Below are 21,386 nucleotides of genomic sequence, written 5' to 3'. Positions count from 1 at the left end.
TTCATGTGCACGCCTGCACTCGCGGCATCCCAGCCGCGCATCTCCCTGATGGCCATCAGCGAACTCCGCGACGTCCTCACCGCCCTCGAACTCGGCCAGGGCCCCACCGCCGTCGCCGGTCTCATGGCCATCGACCCCGAGTCCTGGCAGGCCATCGAGCAGCGGCTCGCGGCCGTCGGCGGCGACCTGCGCACGGTCCTCCAGGCCGCCTCCGTCGGCGCCCCCGTCCTCCCGCACCTCGCCTGAAGGCCTGACGATCCCCTGTGCGTGCCCAACCCCTCATCCATAGACGGGGGTTGGGCACGCGCGGAGGACCGGACAGCCCGCCCGGCCCGCCTAACGGAGGAACCCCATGCCCGACATCGCCCCGGACTGGCACCTCAGCCTGACCGACAGCGTGTACGCCCTCGGCGCAGCCGCCCGTGAACTGCGCACCGCCCACAGCCACGCCCGCCACACCGCGTGGACCGCCGACCCCGCACGCATCGTCCCCGTCGTCGGTGTCCTCACCGTCCCCGACGCCGAACCCGTCCGCCCGCACGACGAAGCGCTCTGGCAGCTCAGCGACCTCTACATGGTCCTGGAGCACCAGACGAAGGAGTTGTACGAGAACGCCGCGCTCGGCTACGCGCACGGCACCGCCGCAGCCATCGCCGCCGTCCTGCGCAGCGAGCGCCCCCGACACGTCGAACTCCCCCGCGACCGCCACGGCAACTACACCGTGACCGCGGACGGCATCCCCGACGTCAGTCAGTCCGTCACCAGCGACGCCGGAAGCCACGAACTCGCCGACCTCCGCGCCCTGCTCATCGAGAGCGAGCAGGCGCAGAACGCCGCCGAAGCCCACGGGGAAGCGGAGTTCTCCACCACCGTCGCCGACCTGGCGTACGCCTACGGCGAGCGCGCCGGGCGCACCCTCCAGCACCTCATCCGCTTCGCGGACGCCCACGGCTTCCTCCAGGCGGGTTGACCGTGGCCTACACCCGCCCCCTGAACGCCCACATGATCCACTCCTGGGACGGCGCCGCCTGGGAGGTCTTCGTCGCCGAGCCCGACGAATCCCGCTGGGCGCACGTCCCGTTCCCGGTCGGCGACGGTGTCCCCACCGTCAGCGCCCGTACCGCCGCTCTGCGTGCCCTCGGCTACGCACCGCTCACCGCCGACACCGCCTGGGAGTGGATGGAGACCTTCTTCGAGGGCGACCCCGAAGGCACTGTCTCCCTGATCGCCAGCGTCAAGGTCGCCCCGGCCACGCCGACCGACGACCCCACCGACACCTGACTCCGCCCGGGGCAGCGGCCAATCCGCCAAGAACACCCGCTGCCCCGGCCCTCCCATCCCGAACACGACACAGGAGGAGCCCCCAGCATGCCCCACAACTCGCCGCCCTCGCAGCGCGGCAGCCGCGCGCCGGGCCGCCCGCGTCCGCCGACGCGGCACCCGAGCCTCAAACTCCCCGAAGTCCTGGACGAGATCGGCATGTCCCGGTCCGCCTTCTACCGCATGCGGGCGCGCGGCAAGGCGCCGAAGTGCATCAAGTTGCCGAACGGCCAGATCCGCGTGCGCCGCGGCGACCTCGACACGTGGCTGAGTGCCTGCGAGCAGTCCATCGACTGACCACCCCCTAGGGAGCCGCCCCGGCGCGTTCATGGCCGGGGCGGCTTCGGTTTGGAGAACCCAATGAGCCTCACGTACGAGGTGGAGTTTTGGGCGATCCGCCAGCGCAAGAATCGGCGGAAGCCGTTTGAACTGCGCTGGCGCGTAGGGGATCGCCCGCACTCGCAAAGTTTCCGACTCAAGACGCAGGCGGAAGGCCGACAGTCTCAGCTCCTCGAAGCCCTGCGGCGACGTAAACAGTTCGACATCGACACTGGGCTGCCCACGTCTGAGTTGCACGAACTGAAGTCGCCGACCTGGTACGAGCACGCATGCACGTACGCCCTGATGAAGTGGCCGACCGCCGCCGCCAAGCACCGGGCGAGCATTGCCGAAGCGCTGGCCACCGTAACCCCGGTGCTGGTTGATGAAGAGAAGAGCAAACGGCCGGAGACCGCAGTATTGCGGCGGGCGCTCCAGTCGTATGCCTTCCAGGCAGGAAAGGGTGCGACCGGCAAGGCGGTCCGCGATGACGACGGTCGACCTGTGGCTCGTAAGGACACCGATCAACTCCCCCCGGATATCGCGGATGTCCTCACGTGGGTGGCCAAGCACTCGATGAAGGTCGCGGACCTTAAAAACTCGGACGCCTTGCGCGCAGCGTTGTTCGCCCTGTCGCACCGGCTGGACGGGGCCACTGCGGCGGAGAACACTACCCGCCGCAAGTACACGGTGTTCAACAACGCACTTCGGTACGCCGTGGAGCGTGACGTCCTCGATGTGAATCCGTTGACGCGAGTCGACTGGAGCCCACCACAGACGGACGACGAAATCGACTTCCGGTACGTGCCGGATCCACGGCTCTCTGCCGCCCTCATCGGCGGCGTGGCCGCACAGGGACCTCGCGGCGAGCACCTCGAAGCGTTTTTCGGCTGCATGTACTACGCCTATACGCGCCCGTCCGAAGCGGCGGCGCTGGCCGAGGACGCCATCGTTCTGCCGGAGGAGGACGAGCCGGATGCGTGGGGCGCACTGCTGCTGTCCGAGAGTCGTCCTGAGGTCGGCGCAGGGTGGACCAACGATGGGTTGTCCTACGAGAAGCGGGGCCTCAAAAGGCGAGCACGGAAGACCACGCGCTCCGTTCCCATCCCACCGGTGTTCGTTCGCATGCTGCGTGCGCACCTCAAGCAGTACGGCACCGCGCCTGACGGTCGCCTGTTCCGAGCGGTCAACGGCGGTCGCGTGCGCTCCACCGAATACGCCGAGTTGTGGCAAGCGGCACGTGTAACAGTGCTGTCGCCCGAAGAAGTCGAGACGCCGCTCGCCGAAGTGCCGTACTCGCTTCGGCAAGCGGGCCTGTCGCTCGTGATCAGGTCCGGTGTCGATCCGGTGGAGGCGGCCAGGAGAGCGGGCCACAGCGTGGCCGTGCTCTTTCGCTTCTACGCCAAGGTCATCAAGAACCGCCAGGACGAGAACAACGCTCTCATCGCAAGCGCTCTGACCGGCGCGAATGTCCGAACAGACGACGGAGCGTAACCGCCGGATCTGGCCCGTGCATGGCCCGCACGTACCGAACTACGCCGGGATATGAGCGACGCAGAGTGAGACAGTCAACGTCAGATGGGGTGCCCCGAATCTCGGGGCACCCCATCTGACGTGCTACTTCGCTGACCTCGGCGGAGGCTGTGGGATTTGAACCCACGGTGGCATCGCTGTCACGACGGTTTTCAAGACCGTTCCCTTAGGCCGCTCGGGCAAGCCTCCTGGCGCGGGGCGCGGGGACAGCTTAGTGGGTGGGGGCTAGTTGCTGTCGCCGGTGCGCTGGCCGAGGGTGACGGTGGTGGTGTGGGAGGTGCCGTTGCGGGTGTAGGTGATGGTGGCCTTGTCGCCGGGGGAGTGCTGCCAGATCTCGCCGATGAGGGTCTGGCCGCTGTCGATGAGGGTGTCGTCGAAGCGGGTGATGACGTCACCGGGCTTGAGGCCGGCGTTGGCGCCGGGGCCGCCGGAGGTGATGGCGGTGTTGGAGTCGGTGGAGATCTTGGCGCCGTCGCCCTGGTACTGGGTGTCGAGGCTGACGCCGATCACCGGGTAGACGGGCTGGCCGGTCTTGATGAGCTGGTCGGCGACGCGCTTGGCCTGGTTGATGGGGATGGCGAAGCCGAGGCCGACGCTGCCGCCCTGGGTGCCGGGGTCGCTGTTGCCCGCGGGCTGGATGGCGGAGTTGATGCCGATGACGGCGCCGTTGGCGTTGAGGAGGGGGCCGCCGGAGTTGCCGGGGTTGATCGAGGCGTCGGTCTGGATCGCGCTCATGTAGGAGGCGCTGCTGCCCTGGCCGTCGCTGGAGGCGACGGGGCGGTGGACGGCGCTGACGATGCCGGTGGTGACCGTGCCGGAGAGGCCGAAGGGGGCGCCGATGGCGATGGTGGCGTCACCGACCTGCGCCTGGTCGGAGTTGCCGAGCGGCAGCGGGGTGAGCTTGACGCCGCTCGCGTTCTTCAGCTTGATGACGGCCACGTCGTACCCCTGGGCGCGGCCGATGACGGCCGCGTCGTACGTCTTGCCGTTGGAGAAGGTGACGGTGAGCTTGCCGCCGCTGGCCGCCGGGGCGACCACGTGGTTGTTGGTGAGGATGTGGCCCTCGGTGTCGTAGACGAAACCGGTGCCGGTGCCGCTCTCCTGGCTGCCGCTGGCCTTGATGGTGACGACGCTCGGCAGCGCCTTGTTGGCGATGCCCGCCACCGAGGTGGGGGCGCGGTTGAACGCCTTCTGGCTGCCGGAGTCGGAGACGGTGGTCGAGGAGGTGGAGCTCGACTTGTCGTTGTGGTCGGCGATCGCGTAGCCGACGCCTCCGCCGACGCCGCCCGCGACCAGCGCGGCCACCAGGACGGCGGCGACCATGCCGCCGATGCCGCCGCGGCGCTTGCGGCCGTCGTTCGGCGGCGGGGGAACGTGCGTGCCCCAGGCCGGCGGCAGACCGCCGGGGCCGCCGGGCTGGCCGGTACCGGGCGCGTTCGCCGCGCCGTAGGGGGACGACGGCGCGGCGAACGGGTCGTGCGGCCCGCCACCGTGGCCGGACCCGCCATGACCCGACCCGCCATGACCCGACCCGCCGTGGCCCGACCCCGCGCCCTGCTCCGTACCCGACGTACCCGACGCGCCCGACGCACCGAACGCGCCCGGCCCCGCGGGCGGCTGCTCCGCCGCGAACACCGCGGCAGGCGGCGTCCCGTACGGCGAAGGCGGCCCACTCGGCGGACCGTAAGGCGAGGGCGAAGGCGCGGGCGAAGGCGCGGGCGCGGGCGAAGAGGAAGAAGAAGAGGAGGAGGACGGCGACGAGTACGGGTCGGCCGGGGCCCGGTACGGATCCGCGGGCGGCACCGGAGCCGCGTCCCGTACCTCCGGCAGGATCTCCGTACGCGACTCGCCGTCCGCGGACGCCGGGGGAGCGGCGGGCGCGGGCGGGGCGGCCGGAGGGGCCGTCGGAGGAGCGGGCGGCGGGGCGAGCGGCGGAGCGGCAGGAGGTACGGGGGCCTGGGCCGCCGAGGCACCGTCGGGCGCGGGCGCTGCCGACTCCGCAGCCGAGCCGGAGCCGGCTTCGTTCTCGGTGCTCACAGCGATTCTCCTCAGGGTCGAGACAGGTTCTGAACAGGATTCCGAACCGGGTGCGGAACAAGGTGGTGGGCCGAACACAGCATTTCCCACGGCGTGTCGGACCGCCGTAAGCGGTAGCTGTGCATCTTCGCGTACCCGTCGTACGGCCGTGTTACCGGGCCGCCGGGGAGACGGTGGCACCATGACACGGTGACTTACGCGCGCGCGGTCCCGGAGGCGTTTCCGGACGGGCGACCTGTCCAGGTCGTCGCCCATAGAGGCGCCTCCGCGGACGTACCAGAACATACGCTCGCCGCGTACCGGAAAGCCATCGAGGACGGGGCCGACGCCCTGGACTGCGACGTCCGGCTGACCGCGGACGGCGAGCTGGTGTGTGTCCACGACCGGCGGGTGGACCGTACGTCGAACGGCCGGGGCGCCGTCTCCTCCCTCGCCCTGGCCGACCTCGCCGCGCTGGACTTCGGCTCGTGGAAGGACGGCCGCGGCGGACCCGGCGGCGCCGGAAGCCGCGACCGTCACCCAGGAGACGCCCGTGCGAAAGACGCGCATATAAGAGGTGCCCGCGCGGGACGCGTAAAAGAAGAGGACGAAAACGCCGTACGCGAACGCAGCGGCGTCCTCACGCTGCGCCGCCTGCTGGAACTGGTCGCGGACACCGACCGCCGCCTGGAGGTGGCGATCGAGACGAAGCACCCGACGCGGTGGTCGGGCCAGGTCGAGCGGCGGCTGCTCGACCTGTTGCGGCACTTCGGTATGGACCGCCCGGCGCGCGGGGAGCCCGCCCAGGTGCGGGTGATGAGCTTCTCGCCGGGGGCGCTGCGCCGGGTACGGCTGGCCGCGCCGGCGGTCCCCACCGTCTTCCTGGTGCGCCACGCGCTCCCCCGGCGCTGGAGCGGGTGGCTGCCGGCGGGCGTCGGGATCGCGGGGCCGAGCATGCGGATCGTGCGCGCCGATCCGGGATACGTGGCGCGTTTGCGCCAGGCGGGGCACCGCGTCCACGTCTGGACGGTGGACGAACCCGCCGATGTCGAGTTGTGCGTACGGCTCGGGGTGGATTCCATCATCACCAACCGCCCGAGTGCGGTTCTGTCCCAACTGGGTCGTTGAAGTTCACAGATGTCCGCAAGCCACAGCAGGAGTCAACACAGAGCAGCCGACATCACCAGGCGACAGCCGTCACAGGGCGCACCCCGGCGCGTTCGTATCGTGTTCGGGCTGCAATTGTGCGTCGTGAATGTGTACGGAGTACGTCAATAGATCGCGGTTGGCTTGTTTCCGGCCGAGTCGCAGAGGGCATCCATCCCGTGGCGCAAGGGCGTGAAGGAGGTCTCGGGGGTGTCGTTGATGGTGGCGCAGGAGGTGCCTACGTCCTCGACCATGGCCCTGCCCCATGGTCCGACCGGCGTCGCGGTGGCGCGCCGGAAACTGCGGAACGAATTGTGCGCGCAGGACGTGCCGGAGCCGGTGATCGACGACGCCGTCCTCATCCTGTCGGAGCTGCTGAGCAACTCCTTCCGGCACGCGCGTCCTTTGGAGACGCACGAGGCCGGGGGCGGCGGTGACGCCAATGGCGCACGGTCCGCCCGGGACACTCCCCGTACGGTGAACGACGACTGGACGGCCGGTGGCCGTCACGACAGCCCACGGACGGACGGCGGCCGTACGGGCAGCGGCCGTACGGACGGCGGCCGTACCGACAGCGGCCGTACCGACAGCGACCGCGCCGACTGCGGCGAGTGCGGGATACGCGCCGCGTGGGCGATAGGCACGGACGGACTCCTCGCGGTCGAGGTGACCGACGGCGGCGGCCCCACCAGGCCACGCCCCTCCACCCCCTCCCTGAGCGCGCACGGCGGCCGGGGCCTCGGCATCGTCGGGAGCCTGTCGCTGCGCTGGGGCGTGCGCGACGACGCGCCCGGCGAGGTGACGGTCTGGGCGGTCCTTCCGGTACGCGCCCGGCACGCGCGCCGCGACGACCCGGTGATCGCGGGCGGTACGGGCGGCACGCGCGGCCAGCGGGCCGGACTCGGCGGAATCGGCGGAATCGGCGGTACGGGCATCAGTCCGATCGTCGGTGCGGGCGGCGGCCTGCCGATGGGCATGTCGATGGACCTGGCCGAATCGATCGAAGCGTTCGACGCGCTCGGGTCGCTGAACACGGCTTTCGACGCGGTCGACGAACGCGGCTGAGGTCGCGGGTCCAGGCGTAGGGCCGCGCGCCGGGCCGCACAGAGCCGCACCGGGCCGCGCGGGGCACAGCACTACAGCACGCAGGACACCCCGGTAGCCCCCTCCGCACGCCTCGCCGTGGTCCGGCGGCGACCGCGCCGGGCGCTAGGCTCACGGCCGGAACACCGCCGTTACGGGAGAGACCGAGCCATGGCCAAGAAGCGCGCGACCGCGACGAAGACGAAGGTCCCGACGAGCGGAGAGGTCCCGGTGGTCGGCGCGCGCGAGCCCTGCCCCTGCGGCTCGGGCCGCCGGTACAAGGCGTGTCACGGCCGCGAGGCGTCGCACGCGGTGACCGAGCTGGTGCGCCGCCCGTTCGAGGGGCTGCCCGGCGAGTGCGACTGGGTCGCGCTGCGCGAGCTGGTCCCGGCGGCGACCGCCCCGCTCACCCTCAAGGACGCGCTGCCCGACGGCGTTCCTTCGGTGACGCTCGGCACCGTGCTGCCGATGGCGTGGCCCGGACTGCGCCGCGACACCGGGGCCGTCCTGCTCGGCCTCCAGAACGAGGCGGCGTCCGGTGACGTCAGCCGCGACCTCGCCGACACGCTGCTGCGCGCGCTCACCGCGGCGCCCGGCAATCCGGTGGACGGCCGCCGCCCGCCGCAGGACGGGCCGCGCCTCCAGGACGTGCTGGACCTCGACGCGCCCTTCACGCCCGAGGTGCACAGCGGCTTCGAGTTCTGGCTGGAGGACGCCGACGCGGCGACCGGCGAGGTGGCCGCTTCGCTGGAGCGGGCCAACCAGGCGGCGATCCCGACCGTACGGCTGACCGGCGTGGACGCCGCGTACTGGTGCGAGACGCCGGAGAAGAACCACCTGCGGTGGGTCATGCCGCACCCCGAGGAGGAGTTGCTCGACGCATTGGCCCGGCTGCACGCCGCCGGGGTGTCGTCGCTGGGTGACGGTACGCGGCTGGTCGGCTCCTTCCGCGCGCACGGGCTCGTGGTGCCGGTGTGGGACCTGCCGGTCGGCATGGGCGCCGACGAGGTGGAGAAGCCCGCCGCCGCCTTCAACGAGCGTCTGGCCGAGACGCTTGCCAAGTCCGGCCCTCTCACCGCCGACGAGCGGCGCGCCCGCAGCGGCTTCACCAACCGCCAGATCACCCTGAGCTGACGCCAGCCGCCTTACGCCTCGCGGCGAGCCATTCCACGGCCTCCAGCCGTACGGGGGGCCGTCACCCCGGCCGAAGCGCTCCCGCACGTCACCACCCGCCCCAGCGGGGCAATCCGGTCGCCCCCGGACCACCCGCCGGTGGGGGCGGGCCGCGCAGTTCCTCCCCCAACCTTCGGCCGGGAGGTGCCCCCAGCGCCCCTGACGGGGCACACCCACCTTCGCCCAGGCGGACGGACGGCCCGCTTTTCAGGGGCGCGCGGAACTGCGCCACCAGCCACGACACTCCCGCACCTCACCACCCGCCCCAACGGGGCAATCCCGTCGCCCCCGGACCACCCGCCGGTGGAGGGTTACCCGCGCAGTTCCCCGCGCCCCTCACGGGGCGCACCCACCTTCGCCCAGGCGGCGAGCCGATCCTTTAAGGGGCGCGGGGAACTGCGCGCTCAGCCGAAGCGCTCCCGCACCTCACCACCCGCCCCAGCGGGGGCAATCCCGTCGCCCCCGGACCACCCGCCGGTAGGGGCGGGCCGCGCAGTTCCCCGCGCCCCTCACGGGGCGCACCGTCTTTCGTCCGGGCGGGGGGCCGGTCTTTTCAGGGGCGCGGGGAACTGCGCCACCAGCCACGGCGCTCCCGGACGTCACCGCCCGCCCCGGCGGGGCAGATCGGGAGGTCCGCGGAACACCGGCCGGCGGGGGCGGGGGCGGCACGGAGGGGGAGGCCGTGATTCCGGTCACAACTCCCGTTGAATCGCGGCTAATCGGCGCCCCGTCGGCGTCGGGGAATTTGCTAACGGACGAAGTCTTGTTACCGTTTGGTCAGCCCGGTCGCTGGTGCATCCCCCGTCGCCAGCGACCGGGCGTTTCCATGCCCGCGGGGCGCCGGACGGCGCTTTTCGCCATGCGAGGGAGACGACGGCGACGCTTTTCGTCGTACCGGTCGGTAGCGGTTCAGGTGCCTTCGGCAGGCGGCGGAAGCATTCCGTAACCGTCCACGGACGTGGTCCTGGCGTGCGGGGCGCCGAGGCCCGCGTGGCCGGAGTGGCCGCCGTGGCCCGGGTGTTCCGAGGGGCCGTCCGTGGCGGCGGCCAGCGGCAGGACGACGGCCAGGGCGGCGACGCTCGCGAGGGCCACCATGCGCAGCCCCGACACATGGTCCTGCGCGACCTGCTGAACGGCCTGCGAATGCGGCTGCGGCTGCGGCTGTGACTTCGGCTCCACGGGCACGACCCCACCTGCGCTCGACGGTTGCGGTCCGCCGAACGTAGCGGGCGGACCGGGGACTTCGGAACGATCAGGCGCCGTTCAGCGCAGGGCCGGGGCCCTCGGCTACCCGAACGAGTGACAGAGCGCGCGGCGAACGACACCGCGCCCGCCCTGAACAGCGTTCAGAACAGGCGCGGTGTCAACGCGGCGCATCAATACGCGGATCAATAGGTGAGCCGGTCGCCGTCCGGCGCGGTCCGGCCCGCCCGGACGAGGGCGTCCACGAGGTCGCCGATCCGCGGCAGCCACGGCGCGGCGCCGCCGAGCCCGACCGGCGCGTCGGGTCCCGTCGCCTCGGGCACCGGGGGCCGCACCCAGCGGAGCTGCCCCGCGCTGCTGCTCGACGGCGGCAGCGCCACGTATCCGCCGTCGCCGTGGTAGCGCAGCGATGTCGGCACCCAGTCCTGGCTGTCGAGGAGTTCGCCCAGCTCGGCGAGCGAGTAGGGCGCGACGAGGATCACGTACCGGGTGGGGGTGGCGACCACCGGGCCGAGCCGTACGCCGAGGCGTTCGATCGCGTCGAGCGCCCGCGTGCCGGCCACCGCGGGCAGGCTCGCCGCGGACACCCGGTCGCCGGTCGCGAGGACCACCGGCGCGTCCGGCCTGCGCGTCCACCACCAGCGCACCATGCGCGGGTCACGGGTGGCGGCCAGGAGTCCCGGCTCGTGCGGATGGGCGCCGGGCACCGGGCAGTTGGGGCGGGCGCAGGCGCACGGCTGCGCACCGGTCGCCCGCCATGTGCCGCGTTTGTCGTATCCGACACCGGGCACCACACGCCATTGCCACTGCTCGGCATAGGTGAGCGCCGCGTCACGCAACGCGGTCCGCCCCTTTCGCGGCAGTGAGAGCTTGCGTCGCCTTCCGAGGATCTCGCGCATCAGCGCTCGTTCCTTTCCGTTAACGCCCAGGGATCTGCCCTTGCACACGTATCTGTCGAGCACGCCGTTCACGAGGCAGCGCATCACGCCGCCGGCCGAGCGTGGAACGTGGCGGTGGGTGGCGTGCGCATGGCGCTTGCTCACTTGCCCCGATCGCGAGCCACTAGTCGTGGATCCCGTTGGGCGCAGCTCCCGCTCGCCACTCGGGGTGGGGTCGGCTGTCAATTGCTTACGTACTACGACGCTTGAGCCGGACTCCGGGTTCCTACCCATCACCCGCAAATATGACGCGCTGTTGGCCGGGATCAGTCGACAGCGCGCATGAGACGGGGGTAGCTCTTTCTGGCCAACCTGCGGCGCTCCGACCGCTACTCCAGGCCACCAGCGCACCACGGCACGTGACGCCGGTCACGTCCCGACGCCACTCCGTCTACCAGGACAATCCTGGACATGCCCGCGATTGTGCGTGTACAAGTGGGTTCCTTGGTAGCGACGCGCCACGACATGGGGGTTTGCGATGCTATTGATGCAGATGCGCCGCGCTTTGCGGACGAAAAGCGCGGAATGCCCCATCCATTGGCGACTGGCCGGAAGCCCCCGGCCATGAGCGCCGCTCACATGAAAAAAGTGGCCGGAACAGAGCCACCTCCTTCCGCGGCGGCGCAAAATGCGTCCCCCGCGGGAGGCCCCGCGCAGGTCACGGCCGCCTCCGCGGTCCCCGCCGTCTCCCCCGCCGCTCCGCCCGCACCCGCGACGGAACCGGCGGGACCGAGGACGGAACCGGCGACGGTACCGGCGACGGAACCGGCGGCCGATTCCACGATCGATTCCACGATCGGTTCCGCACCCGATTCCACGACCAGTTCCGCGACCGTGCCCGTGACCGACCAGGCCGCCGAACCCGCGGCCAAGCCCGTGACCGTACCCGGTGCGGGCCGTCCCCGGGCGCCGGAGGAAGCGGCCGGTGACCGGTACGGCTCCCCCGCCGTGCAGGACCGGCTGGCCTCCTGGGTGTGCGACCTGTCCCTGGTGCACGAGCTGACCGAGCGGCTGGCCCGGACGACCGCGCTGGACGACACGCTGCACGAGGTGCTGCGCGCCGGGGCCACCCTGGTCGGCGCCCGCCGCGGCATGGTCGCGCTGGAGCCGGCCGACGGCCTCGGCCCCGAACGCACCGTCGGCCTCGGCCTCGGCCACGCCGACCTCGGCACGATCGAGACCGTGCCCGTACCCCGTACGTCCGCCTCCGACACCGGCGTGCCGAGTGACGCGAGCGGATCAGGAGCGCGGGAGGGGTCAGGAGCGCGGGACGGATCGGGGGCAGAGGACGGATCAGCGGCGAAGGACGGATCAGCGGCGCGGGACGCGGACGGCGAACGCGTCCACGCCGACCTGCTGCACGAACCCGGCCTCGACCGGCGGCACCGCGAGGTCGCCGTCCAGCTCGGCCTCGGCGCGAGCTACGCGCTGCGGCTGACGGCGCAGTCGGCCGGCAGGCTGGGCACGGCCGTGTGGTTCTACGACGAACCCGCGGAACCCGACGACCGGCAGCGCCGCCTGATGGGCCTGTATCTGCGCTTCGCCGCCGAGCACACCGCACGCGTGCTCGACCTGCGGCGCGCACGGGACACCACGGCGGCGCTGGCCGCGGAACTGCTGCCGGAACGGCTGCCGCGCGTCCCCGGCGTACGGCTGGCGGTCAGGCACCGGACGAATCCGCGCGGCGGCGGCGACTGGTACGACGCGCTGCCGCTGCCCGAGGGCGCGCTCGGCCTGGCCGTCGGCGGGGTGACGGGGCGCGGCCCCGGCGCGGTGGCCGCGATGGGACGGCTGCGCGCGAGCCTGCGCGCGTACGCGGTGATGGAGGGCGAGGACCCGGTCGCGGTCCTGTCCGACCTGGAACTGCTGATGCGGCTCACCGAGCCCGCCAGGTCCGCGACGGCGCTGTTCGCGTACGTGGAGGCGGAGGCGGCGAACGGCGGCCCGCGCCCGGCGGGCGGCCCAGGCGGCCGCAAGCTGATCCTGGCGGGCGCGGGACACTGCCCGCCGCTGGTGATCGGCGACCGCCGCTGCGAGTACGTCGAGACGTCGCTGTCCGCGCCGCTGAACATGCTCAGCTGCTGGGAGGCGCCCAGCGTCGAGCTGTACGCGCGTCCCGGCGAGACCCTGGTGCTGTTCACGGACGGGCTGCTGCACCGTACGGGGGAGTCCGCCGACCGGGCGCTCGCCCGGCTGCACGCCGCCGCGCAGAGCGCCCCGCGCCCGGCCCGCGACGACCCCGACCGTCTCGTCGACCACATCCTGCACGCCGTCCTGCCCGACGGCCTCGACCGGTCAGAGGGCGTGGAGGACGTCGTCCTGCTCGCCGTCCGTTTCGACTGAGGCGGACAGAGACGGGCCCCTGAGAGACGGGCGACTGCGGAAGACGGGCGGCTGAGAGACGGGCCCCTGCGAGAGACGGGCCGCGGTCACCCGCGTCCGCTTCGGTCCGCCCGGTCCTGATTCGTGAGCGATTCAGGACCTATGCCCCCCGCACGCCCTCTTCCGCGCGCACATACGATGCGTAGAGGTCCATAGCGGGTCCCGGCGGGACCTCCAGGCAGCTATGGCGACGACAGCGAGGAGGACAGGACGTGGCCGAGGCCCAGGCACAGCCGGACGAGCAGGTCGAGCGGGTCGGACAGGAGACGCCCGAGACTCCTGAGACGACGGGGACGGCCGTGAAGGCGGCCGAGGCGGCCACGGACGCGGCAGTCGAAGCGGCCACCGACGCGGCGGCCGCGGCGGACGGCGACGCGGCGGCCACGGACGCGGCGGACGGCGACGACAAGCCGATCAAGCAGCGCAAGAACCGCCTCTACCCGGCTGTCTCCGACGAGCTGGCGGCCGTGATGAAGGCCGACTGGGCCGACACGGAGCTGCACGGCCTGGCCCCGCTGCCGCAGGCCGCGTACGCCGCCGCGCGCCGCGCCGCGCTGTCCGAGCGCTTCCCCGGCGAGCGGATCGTCGTACCGGCGGGCAATCTCCGTACCCGTTCCAACGACACCGAGTACCCCTTCCGGGCGGCCACCGAGTACGCCTATCTGACCGGTGACCAGACGCAGGACGCCGTCCTCGTGCTGGAGCCGCGCAAGGGCGGCGGGCACGCGGCGACCGCGTATCTGCTGCCGCGCTCCAACCGGGAGAACGGCGAATTCTGGCTGGACGGCCAGGGCGAGCTGTGGGTCGGGCGGCGGCACAGCCTCACCGAGGCGGAGCAGTTGCTCGGGATGCCGTGCCGGGACGTCCGCAAGGCCGCGGAGACGCTGCGCGAGGCGGCCGGTCCGGTCCGCGTGGTGCGCGGGCACGACGCGGGCATCGAGGCGGCGCTCACCGACAAGGTGACGGCCGAGCGCGACGCCGAGCTGACCGAATTCCTGTCCGCGCTGCGTGCGGTGAAGGACGAGTTCGAGATCGCCGAGTTGCAGCGGGCGTGCGACTCGACGGCGCGCGGCTTCGAGGACGTCGTCAAGGTCCTGGACAAGGCGGAGGCCACCTCGGAGCGGTACATCGAGGGAACGTTCTTCCTGCGCGCCCGTGTCGAGGGCAACGACGTCGGCTACGGCTCGATCTGCGCCGCGGGCCCGCACGCCACCACCCTGCACTGGGTGCGCAACGACGGCCCAGTCCGCTCCGGCGACCTGCTGCTGCTCGACGCGGGCGTGGAGACCCACCACCTGTACACCGCGGACGTCACCCGCACCCTCCCGATCAGCGGCAGCTTCTCGCCGGTCCAGCGCAAGGTCTACGACGCGGTCTACGAGTCCCAGCAGGCCGGTATCGACGCGGTGAAGCCGGGCGCGGCCTTCCGTGACTTCCACGAGGCGTCGCAGCGCGTGCTGGCCGAGAAGCTGGTCGAGTGGGGGCTGCTCGAAGGCCCGGTCGACCGGGTGCTCGAACTGGCCCTCCAGCGCCGCTGGACGCTGCACGGCACCGGCCACATGCTCGGCATGGACGTCCACGACTGCGCGCACGCGCGGACCGAGGCGTACGTGGACTCCACCCTGGAGCCCGGCATGGTGCTGACGGTCGAGCCCGGCCTGTACTTCCAGGCGGACGACCTGTCGGTGCCCGAGGAGTACCGGGGCATCGGCGTCCGGATCGAGGACGACATCCTGGTGACGGACGACGGCAACCGCAATCTGTCGGACGCGCTGCCGCGGCGCTCGGACGAGGTCGAGGCGTGGATGGCGGGGCTGCGCGGCTGAACACCGGTCCCGGCCGGGCCCCACCAGGTCTCGCCGGGCCCAGCCGGTCCGCCGATCCCACCAGGTCTCGCCGACCCAAGCCGGTCCGCCGGTCCCGGCCGGTCTCCCCGGCCGGTCCCACCGGAACCGGAGTCGAGTGGCGTTACGACGCCTTCAGCAGGGCGTCGTCACGCCACTTGAGCACCTTGTCGAAGGAGACGACCGTGCCGTGACCCGGCCGGTTCTGGAAGTGGACGTGGTCCACCAGCGCCTCGATGAGGAAGAGTCCGCGTCCGTGCTCGGCCTGCTGGCCCCTGGGGCTCAGCGGCCGGGCCGGGTGGCGGAAGCGGTCGCGGGGGAATCCGGGACCGGAGTCGGCGACCTCGATACGGCACTGGTCGCCGTCGATCCGCGCGGTGACGCTGTACTCCGTGCCGGATCCGGCGTGTTCGACGGCGTTGGCACACGCTTCCGAGAGGGCCACCGCCAGGTCGAAGGAGATGTCCGGATCGACTCCGGCCGTCTCCATGGTCCCGATCAGCAGCCTTCTGGCCAGCGGAACGCTCGCAGCCTCGCGCCGCAAATGGAGTGACCACCAGATGCTCATGCTCCAGCCTCCTGGCTGCGGCTCGACATAAGGTTACGTATTGCCGCGAAGAGCGTCCCGTAAGCGCGATGTTGACGTGATATCGCTCATTCGGCGGATGCCCATGCCCGGCGTACGGGTGTAAGGGGACTTCACGCGCACACCCCCGCGAGCCGGACACCCGCCGTATCCGCCCGGAGCGCGCGGTGAGAAGATGACCGCCGTCATGACTGCCACGCGGGGCTCCGTCCCCTCCGTGCGCGCCGGCGCCGGAATGCGACTGCTGCGGGCCGCGGTGTTCACCGCGGTCTGCGTCGTGCTGGCCGCGGTCGGGCACGCGATGGCGTCCGGCCGTACGGTGCCGGTGTGGGCGCTGGTCGTCGGCTGGCTCTCGGTCTTCGCGGTCGTGGCGCCGCTCGCGGGGCGCGAACGCACCCTGCCCGGCATCGCCGCCGCCCTCGCTGTCGGACAGCTCGCGCTGCACAGCGTCTTCAACGCCGGGCAGATGTGCGCAAGTACGACGGCCGCCGGGCACGGCGGCGGCGCGGGGTCCGGCTCCGGCGGTCTGCTGGCCGTCGCGGCCCGGCTGGTCTGCGGGAGCACGGCCGCGGCGCCGCTCACCCCGCGGAAGGCGCAGTGGGTCGTCCAGCAGGCGGGGCTCGACCCGTCCGCGATGGGCGCGCCCGTGCACACCCCGGGCATGGACATGAGCGGCGGTACGGCCGCGGGCGGTACGGGAAGCGTCGCGCACGCCGTGATGTCGCTGCCCTTCTGCTCCCTGCCGATGTTCCTCGGCCACCTGCTCGCCGCCGTGGTGGCGGGCTGGGTGCTGCGGCGCGGCGAGGCGGCGCTCTGGCGGCTGATACGGCTGTCGGTGCGCGGCGCCGCCGAGTTGGCCGCGCTCTCGCCCGCCGTACTGCGCCGCGCCCACGCGCTGCTGTCCGCGCTCGCGGCGCAGGCGGCCGGGACCGCGGGCGTACGGCCCCGGCGGCGCTGCGCCGCGGACGCGACGGCGGCCAGGCACCGCACGGTGTGGCTGCTGCGGCACTCGCTGGCCAGGCGCGGGCCGCCGTTCGGCCTCGCGGCGGTCTGACGCGACGCACCCCCGCCGACTCCCCCTTGGCGTAGGCCCCCGGGGACTCGCAGGTCCTTGCGGACCTGAGAGGCCCTCACTGGGCTGATGAGTCCATCGGTCCTACGTAGGTCCATAGGACTTATACGGCATAGGTCCATAGGACTTACGCCGCCTTCCAGGGAGCACGGCGACGGTGGCGCGCGGGTCCGCCCACGCCTCCGCCGACCGCGGGCGCCTGACGCGCCGTGGTCCGCGGTTCCATGCCACCGTCAGCCCACTTCCCACAGACCTGTGGAGAACTGGAGCACCCTCGTAATGAGCAGCTCACGTATGCGCGGCCGTGCCGCGACCATCGCCGCCCTCGCCGGTGCCACCGTCCTGCTGGCCGCCGTGCCCGCCTTCGCGCATGTCACGGTGACGCCGAACAGCGCGGCCCAGGGCAGTTACAGCACGGTCGCCTTCAAGGTGCCGAACGAGGAGGACAGCGCGTCCACGACGAAGGTCGAGGTCAATCTGCCCACCGACCACCCGGTCGCCTCGGTCTCGATCCAGCCGGTGCCCGGCTGGACGGCGCAGGTGACGAAGTCGAAGCTGGCGACCCCGCTGAAGTCGGACGACGGCACCATCGACGAGGCGGTCACGAAGATCACCTGGAGCGGCGGGAAGATCGCGCCGGGCCAGTTCCAGCAGTTCCCCGTGTCGTTCGGGCCGCTGCCCGCCACCACCGACGCGCTGGTCTTCAAGACGCTCCAGACGTACGACAACGGTGACATCGTGCGCTGGATCGACGTGCCGAAGGAGGGCCAGGCCGAGCCGCAGCACCCGGCGCCGACCCTGAAGCTGACGGCGGCGGCGGCCTCCGACGGCTCATCGGCCACGCCGAGCGTGACGGCGACCCCGGCCGCCGACGCCAAGTCCGGCGGCTCGTCCGCCGGTACGCAGGCGGCCTCGTCCGACACGAGCGACGGGACCGCCCGTGCGCTGGGCGTCGCCGGAATCGTGGTCGGCGCGATCGGGATCGGCTACGGCGTCTTCGCCGGTCGCCGCCGGAACCCGTCGGCCTGACGCCGGACGCCTGACGGCCGGTCCGGCCGACGGCTCCGGCCGACGGCTCCGGCCGACGGCTGGTCCGACCGACGGCTGGTCCGACCTACTGCTGGTCCGGCTGACGGCCGGCGCCGGTTCTCGCTCGACCGGTGTCGGCCGGATCGCCGGATTCACCTGTAGCACCTGAAGCACCTGAAGCACCTGCTCCACCGGATCCACCGGATCCACCGGACCGCTCGCGGTCCCGTTCGACCCGAACAGCCCGCTGGGCGGCCACGCGAACCGTGGCCGCCCGGCACCACCCGTCCACTGAAGGGGCATCACCTTCATGCGCACCACCCGCTCCACCCGCACGACCGCTTCCCCGCGCACGTCCGGCACGTCCGGCACGTCCGGCACGTCCGGCACGACCCGTACGCGCACCCGCACCCGTGCCCGTACCACCGCCGTGACCGGGGCCGCCGCGCTCGCCGTCGCGGGGGCGCTGCTGCTGTCCGGCTGCGGCGGCTCCGGCGACTCGTCGGCGAACGCCAATGTGGCGGCGGTGTCCGCCGAAGCGCCGCAGAAGGCGGGCACGCTGCTCGACACGCCGTTCACGAAGCCCGCGCTCGTGCTGACCGACAACCAGGGCAAGCCGTACGACCTGGTGAAGGAGACCGCGGGCCACCCGATGCTGCTCTTCTTCGGCTACACGCACTGCCCCGACGTCTGCCCGACGACCATGAGCGACCTGGCGCTGGCCAAGGCGAAGCTGCCGAAGGCCGACCAGGACGCGCTGCGGGTCGTCTTCGTCAGCACCGACCCGGAGCGCGACACCCCTGCGCGGCTGACGGCGTGGCTCGGCGCGATGGACAAGTCCTTCATCGGACTGACCGGTAAGTTCGACGCCATCCAGGCCGCGGCCCGCTCGGTCGGCGTCGGCATCGACCCGCCGGTCAAGGAGAAGGACGGCAGCGTCACCGTCACGCACGGCGCCGAGGTGCTGGCCTTCTGGCCCAAGGACGACAAGGCGCACGTCCTCTACATGTCGGGGACGACGGCCGGGCAGTTCGCGGCCGACCTGCCGAAGATCGTCAGGAGCGAGGCGCCGTGAGGCGGCGCGCGCTGCTGGGCGCCGTCGCCGGTGTCGCGGCGGTGGCGCTGGCGACCGGCGCGGGCGTCGCGCTGAGCGACGGATCGTCCGGGTCCGGCGCCGGGTCCGGCGCGGGGTCAGACAAGGCGTCCGGCAGCGCGTCCGGCAAAGGATCCGGCAGCGGGCCCGGCAAAGTGTCGGTGAGCGGCGGGTACATACCGCAGCCGCTGCTGACCGACGAGGCCGCCGCGTACGTCACCGTCGCCAACGCCGGGGGCGGGGACGCCGAACTCACCTCGGTCAGCACGCCGCTGGCCGCGCACGTCACCCTGCACAGCACGACCGGCACCACCATGCGCCAGGTGACGGCCCTGACCGTACCGGCGGGCGGCACCCTCACCCTCGGCACCGGGGGCGACCACATGATGCTGGAGAACCTCACCCACAAGCCGCGGGTCGGTGAAACAGTCACCCTGCGACTCCACTTCGCCCACGCCACGCCCGCCACGGTCACGGTCACCGTGCCCGTCGAGGCGACGACGTACCGCCCGGACCCGAAGGGCTGACCGCAGTGAACCCAGCGACGCCAGCGCGCACAGCGCCCGCAGCGAAGAAGAACGCCCGGTTGCCACGTTTGAGGCCACCGCGTCGCCAGACCGGCGGGCGGCGGCTGGCGGCGCTCGCGGCCTGCCTCGGCGGGCTGCTCGCGCTGCTGCTCGGCGTCGCTGCGCCCGCGTCCGCGCACGCGGCGCTGCTCCGTACCGACCCGGCCGACGGCTCGGTCGTGCAGAGCGCGCCGCAGCGCGTGGTGCTCACCTTCTCGGAGGGCGTGCTGCTGTCGGCGGACTCGCTGCGCGTGCTCGACCCGCAGGGCAAGGACGTGGCGGTCGGCAGGCCGCAGCACGACAGCGGCAAGGACTCCGGGTCCACGGCCACCGTCGGGCTGCGGCCGGGCATCGGCAACGGCACGTACACCGTGGCGTGGAAGGCGGTGTCGCAGGACAGCCACCCGGTGGCCGGGGCGTTCACCTTCTCGGTCGGCGCGGCCTCCAAGACCAGCGTCGACCTGTCGGGCGCGGCGGCGGCGGGCGGCGGCGCGGCGTCCACGCTCTACGGGATCGCCCGCTACTTCGCCTACGCCGGTTTCGCGCTGCTGGTCGGCAGCGCGGTGTTCCTGTCCGTGTGCTGGCCGCGCGGCGCCCTGCTGCGTCCCATGCGGCGGATCGCGGCGGGCGGCTGGGCGACGCTGGTCGCGGCCACCATCGCGCTGCTGATGCTGCGCGGCCCGTACGCCAACGGCACCGGGCTCGGCGACGCGGTCGACCCCGATGTGATGCGCGCGGTGCTGGAGACCCGGCCGGGCGCGGCGCTCGTCTCCCGGCTGCTGCTGCTCGCGGCGGCGGCCGTCTTCCTCGCCGTGCTCTTCGGCAGCTACGCCAAGCGCGAGGACCCGGAGGAACGCGCCGACCTGGCCTGGGGTCTGGGCATCGGCGGCACGGTCGTCGCGATCGGCATCGCCGCCACCTGGGCGATGGCCGAGCACGCCTCCGTCGGCATCCAGCGGCAGGTCGCGATGCCGGTCGACATCGTCCACCTGCTGTCCATGGCGGTCTGGCTGGGCGGGCTCATCACCCTGCTGACCGCGCTGTTCGCCCGCTCCACCGCCGGTACGGTCGAGCCGTACGCCGTGCGCCGCTTCTCCCTCATCGCGCTCACCGCCGTGACGACCCTGATCGGCACCGGCACGTACCAGGCGTGGCGGCAGATGGGCAGTTGGGCGGCCTTCTTCGACACCCACTACGGGCAGCTGCTCTTCATCAAGATCTGGCTGGTGTGCGCGCTGGTCGGCGTGGCCTGGTTCTCGCGGCGCTGGACGCGGGAGCTGGGGGTGACGGCGGTGGCGCGGACGGAGGCGGTGGCGTCCACGGTGGTGGCTCCGGCCGCCGCGTCCGCCGGTACGGCGTCGGGTACGAGGTCCGGTACCGGGTCCGGTACGGGTTCCGCCAGGGGCAAGGGCTCCGGTACGGGTTCGGGTTCGGGTTCGGATTCCGCCGGGGCGGGCACGGGGTCCGGCTCCGAGGACCCGGCGCGGGCCGCGCAGTTGCGGCGGCAGCAGGACGCGCGGGACTCGGCGAAGGCGAAGAAGGTGCGCGACGCGGATCCCGCGCGCAACCGGCTCCGGCGTTCGGTCCTGATAGAGGTCGGCATCGCCGTCGTCCTGCTGACCGTCACCACGATGCTGACCGGCTCGCAGCCGGGCCGGGCCGCGGAGGAGCAGAAGGACCTCAAGGCGCCGCCCGCGGCGACCGGCGGCGGGAACGCGACGGCCCCGACCGAGGTCGTCCTGTCCATCCCGTACGACACCGGCGGTCCCCACGGCAAGGGCACGGCGGGCCTGACGGTCTCCCCCGCCCGGTCGGGCGCCAACGAGGTCCACCTCTTCCTCAGCACGCCCGCCGGAAGCTCGGTGGACGTGCCGGAGGTGCGCCTCCAGTTCACGCTGCCGGCCAAGAAGATCGGCCCCATCGACGTCCCCTTGCAGCACCTGACGGTGGGCCACTGGACCGCGGCGGGCGTCCAACTGCCGCTGCCGGGCGCCTGGCAGGTGGCCGTCACCGTCCGCACCTCGGACATCGACGAAGTGACGGAGACGAGGAACATGCAGGTCAACCCGTGAAGTCATCCGATT

At 72.5% G+C, this 21,386-nt stretch carries 18 protein-coding genes, 1 tRNA gene and 1 pseudogene; 15 read left to right on the top strand and 5 right to left on the bottom strand.

Annotated elements, in window-relative coordinates; translation table 11 throughout:
- Positions 1–3 precede the first annotated feature (3 nt).
- The 5 genes and pseudogenes from ACFZAM_RS02625 to ACFZAM_RS02605 all read left to right on the top strand — a co-directional run bounded on the left by ACFZAM_RS02625 (position 4) and on the right by ACFZAM_RS02605 (position 3,132).
- Positions 4–246: a hypothetical protein gene (locus ACFZAM_RS02625; protein ID WP_391042138.1), complete on the top strand. Its 243-nt coding sequence runs from the start codon at positions 4–6 to the stop codon at positions 244–246.
- 106 nt (positions 247–352) lie between these two features.
- A complete protein-coding gene (locus ACFZAM_RS02620) occupies positions 353–970 on the top strand; it encodes a hypothetical protein (RefSeq protein ID WP_391042136.1) in 618 nt (205 codons plus the stop codon).
- Positions 971–972: 2 nt separating this feature from the next.
- On the top strand, positions 973–1,281 hold the full coding sequence (locus tag ACFZAM_RS02615; RefSeq protein ID WP_355336585.1) for a DUF6303 family protein: 309 nt from the start codon (positions 973–975) through the stop codon (positions 1,279–1,281).
- A gap of 165 nt (positions 1,282–1,446) precedes the next feature.
- A pseudogene (locus tag ACFZAM_RS02610) lies at positions 1,447–1,617 on the top strand (helix-turn-helix transcriptional regulator); the annotation flags it as partial.
- A 63-nt stretch (positions 1,618–1,680) separates the two neighbouring features.
- Positions 1,681–3,132, top strand: coding sequence for a site-specific integrase (locus tag ACFZAM_RS02605; RefSeq protein ID WP_391042135.1), 1,452 nt, complete (start codon positions 1,681–1,683; stop codon positions 3,130–3,132).
- 141 nt (positions 3,133–3,273) lie between these two features.
- Here the strand turns inward: ACFZAM_RS02605 and ACFZAM_RS02600 are convergent.
- Positions 3,274–3,360: transfer RNA gene (locus ACFZAM_RS02600), tRNA-Ser, on the bottom strand.
- A gap of 36 nt (positions 3,361–3,396) precedes the next feature.
- Entirely contained in the window at positions 3,397–5,208 is a 1,812-nt protein-coding gene (locus tag ACFZAM_RS02595; RefSeq protein ID WP_391042133.1) for a trypsin-like peptidase domain-containing protein, read from the bottom strand.
- 189 nt (positions 5,209–5,397) lie between these two features.
- Between ACFZAM_RS02595 and ACFZAM_RS02590 the strand changes: the two genes are divergently transcribed.
- The 3 genes from ACFZAM_RS02590 (at position 5,398) to ACFZAM_RS02580 (ending at position 8,550) form a co-directional block, all read left to right on the top strand.
- Entirely contained in the window at positions 5,398–6,315 is a 918-nt protein-coding gene (locus tag ACFZAM_RS02590; protein WP_391042132.1) for a glycerophosphodiester phosphodiesterase family protein, read from the top strand.
- A gap of 228 nt (positions 6,316–6,543) precedes the next feature.
- Positions 6,544–7,398 carry an ATP-binding protein gene (locus ACFZAM_RS02585; RefSeq protein ID WP_391042130.1) on the top strand — a complete coding sequence of 285 codons (855 nt, stop codon included), beginning with the start codon at positions 6,544–6,546 and terminating at the stop codon, positions 7,396–7,398.
- 189 nt (positions 7,399–7,587) lie between these two features.
- On the top strand, positions 7,588–8,550 hold the full coding sequence (locus tag ACFZAM_RS02580; protein ID WP_188281531.1) for a DUF5926 family protein: 963 nt from the start codon (positions 7,588–7,590) through the stop codon (positions 8,548–8,550).
- A 948-nt stretch (positions 8,551–9,498) separates the two neighbouring features.
- On the opposite strand, the gene ACFZAM_RS02575 is transcribed toward ACFZAM_RS02580, so the two are convergent.
- Entirely contained in the window at positions 9,499–9,768 is a 270-nt protein-coding gene (locus ACFZAM_RS02575) for a hypothetical protein (RefSeq protein ID WP_391042128.1), read from the bottom strand.
- 209 nt (positions 9,769–9,977) lie between these two features.
- Positions 9,978–10,691 carry a bifunctional DNA primase/polymerase gene (locus tag ACFZAM_RS02570; RefSeq protein WP_355336591.1) on the bottom strand — a complete coding sequence of 238 codons (714 nt, stop codon included), beginning with the start codon at positions 10,689–10,691 and terminating at the stop codon, positions 9,978–9,980.
- A 603-nt stretch (positions 10,692–11,294) separates the two neighbouring features.
- Here ACFZAM_RS02570 and ACFZAM_RS02565 point away from each other — a divergent pair.
- Both ACFZAM_RS02565 and ACFZAM_RS02560 read left to right on the top strand, forming a co-directional pair.
- Positions 11,295–13,073, top strand: coding sequence for a SpoIIE family protein phosphatase (locus ACFZAM_RS02565; RefSeq protein WP_391042126.1), 1,779 nt, complete (start codon positions 11,295–11,297; stop codon positions 13,071–13,073).
- A gap of 452 nt (positions 13,074–13,525) precedes the next feature.
- Entirely contained in the window at positions 13,526–14,938 is a 1,413-nt protein-coding gene (locus tag ACFZAM_RS02560) for an aminopeptidase P family protein (protein ID WP_355336757.1), read from the top strand.
- A gap of 142 nt (positions 14,939–15,080) precedes the next feature.
- On the opposite strand, the gene ACFZAM_RS02555 is transcribed toward ACFZAM_RS02560, so the two are convergent.
- Positions 15,081–15,524, bottom strand: a complete 444-nt coding sequence (locus ACFZAM_RS02555; protein ID WP_391042124.1) for an ATP-binding protein — start codon at positions 15,522–15,524, stop codon at positions 15,081–15,083.
- Positions 15,525–15,729: 205 nt separating this feature from the next.
- Between ACFZAM_RS02555 and ACFZAM_RS02550 the strand changes: the two genes are divergently transcribed.
- The 5 genes from ACFZAM_RS02550 to ACFZAM_RS02530 all read left to right on the top strand — a co-directional run bounded on the left by ACFZAM_RS02550 (position 15,730) and on the right by ACFZAM_RS02530 (position 21,374).
- On the top strand, positions 15,730–16,596 hold the full coding sequence (locus tag ACFZAM_RS02550; RefSeq protein WP_391042123.1) for a hypothetical protein: 867 nt from the start codon (positions 15,730–15,732) through the stop codon (positions 16,594–16,596).
- A gap of 297 nt (positions 16,597–16,893) precedes the next feature.
- A complete protein-coding gene (locus ACFZAM_RS02545; RefSeq protein ID WP_391042121.1) occupies positions 16,894–17,643 on the top strand; it encodes a DUF1775 domain-containing protein in 750 nt (249 codons plus the stop codon).
- 310 nt (positions 17,644–17,953) lie between these two features.
- On the top strand, positions 17,954–18,718 hold the full coding sequence (locus tag ACFZAM_RS02540; protein ID WP_391042120.1) for an SCO family protein: 765 nt from the start codon (positions 17,954–17,956) through the stop codon (positions 18,716–18,718).
- On the top strand, positions 18,715–19,263 hold the full coding sequence (locus ACFZAM_RS02535) for a copper chaperone PCu(A)C (RefSeq protein ID WP_391042118.1): 549 nt from the start codon (positions 18,715–18,717) through the stop codon (positions 19,261–19,263). The genes ACFZAM_RS02540 and ACFZAM_RS02535 overlap by 4 nt, the downstream gene beginning before the upstream one ends.
- Positions 19,264–19,331: 68 nt before the next feature.
- Positions 19,332–21,374: a copper resistance protein CopC gene (locus ACFZAM_RS02530; protein WP_391042116.1), complete on the top strand. Its 2,043-nt coding sequence runs from the start codon at positions 19,332–19,334 to the stop codon at positions 21,372–21,374.
- Positions 21,375–21,386: the final 12 nt, after the last annotated feature.

This window comes from Streptomyces sp. NPDC008079 (assembly GCF_042957385.1).
GTDB lineage: Bacteria > Actinomycetota > Actinomycetes > Streptomycetales > Streptomycetaceae > Actinacidiphila.
The sequence above is the reverse complement of the archived record's forward strand: the minus strand, read 5'-3'. Positions and strand labels throughout refer to the sequence as shown.

Excerpts from the sequence above, each read along its gene's own strand:
- ACFZAM_RS02625 (WP_391042138.1), top strand. The coding sequence starts at position 4 with ATGTGCACGCCTGCACTCGCGGCATCCCAGCCGCGCATCTCCCTGATG.
- ACFZAM_RS02620 (WP_391042136.1), top strand. The coding sequence starts at position 353 with ATGCCCGACATCGCCCCGGACTGGCACCTCAGCCTGACCGACAGCGTG.
- ACFZAM_RS02605 (WP_391042135.1), top strand. The coding sequence starts at position 1,681 with ATGAGCCTCACGTACGAGGTGGAGTTTTGGGCGATCCGCCAGCGCAAG.
- ACFZAM_RS02580 (WP_188281531.1), top strand. The coding sequence starts at position 7,588 with ATGGCCAAGAAGCGCGCGACCGCGACGAAGACGAAGGTCCCGACGAGC.
- ACFZAM_RS02570 (WP_355336591.1), bottom strand. The coding sequence starts at position 10,691 with ATGCGCGAGATCCTCGGAAGGCGACGCAAGCTCTCACTGCCGCGAAAG.
- ACFZAM_RS02565 (WP_391042126.1), top strand. The coding sequence starts at position 11,295 with ATGAGCGCCGCTCACATGAAAAAAGTGGCCGGAACAGAGCCACCTCCT.
- ACFZAM_RS02555 (WP_391042124.1), bottom strand. The coding sequence starts at position 15,524 with ATGAGCATCTGGTGGTCACTCCATTTGCGGCGCGAGGCTGCGAGCGTT.
- ACFZAM_RS02550 (WP_391042123.1), top strand. The coding sequence starts at position 15,730 with ATGACTGCCACGCGGGGCTCCGTCCCCTCCGTGCGCGCCGGCGCCGGA.
- ACFZAM_RS02545 (WP_391042121.1), top strand. The coding sequence starts at position 16,894 with ATGAGCAGCTCACGTATGCGCGGCCGTGCCGCGACCATCGCCGCCCTC.
- ACFZAM_RS02540 (WP_391042120.1), top strand. The coding sequence starts at position 17,954 with ATGCGCACCACCCGCTCCACCCGCACGACCGCTTCCCCGCGCACGTCC.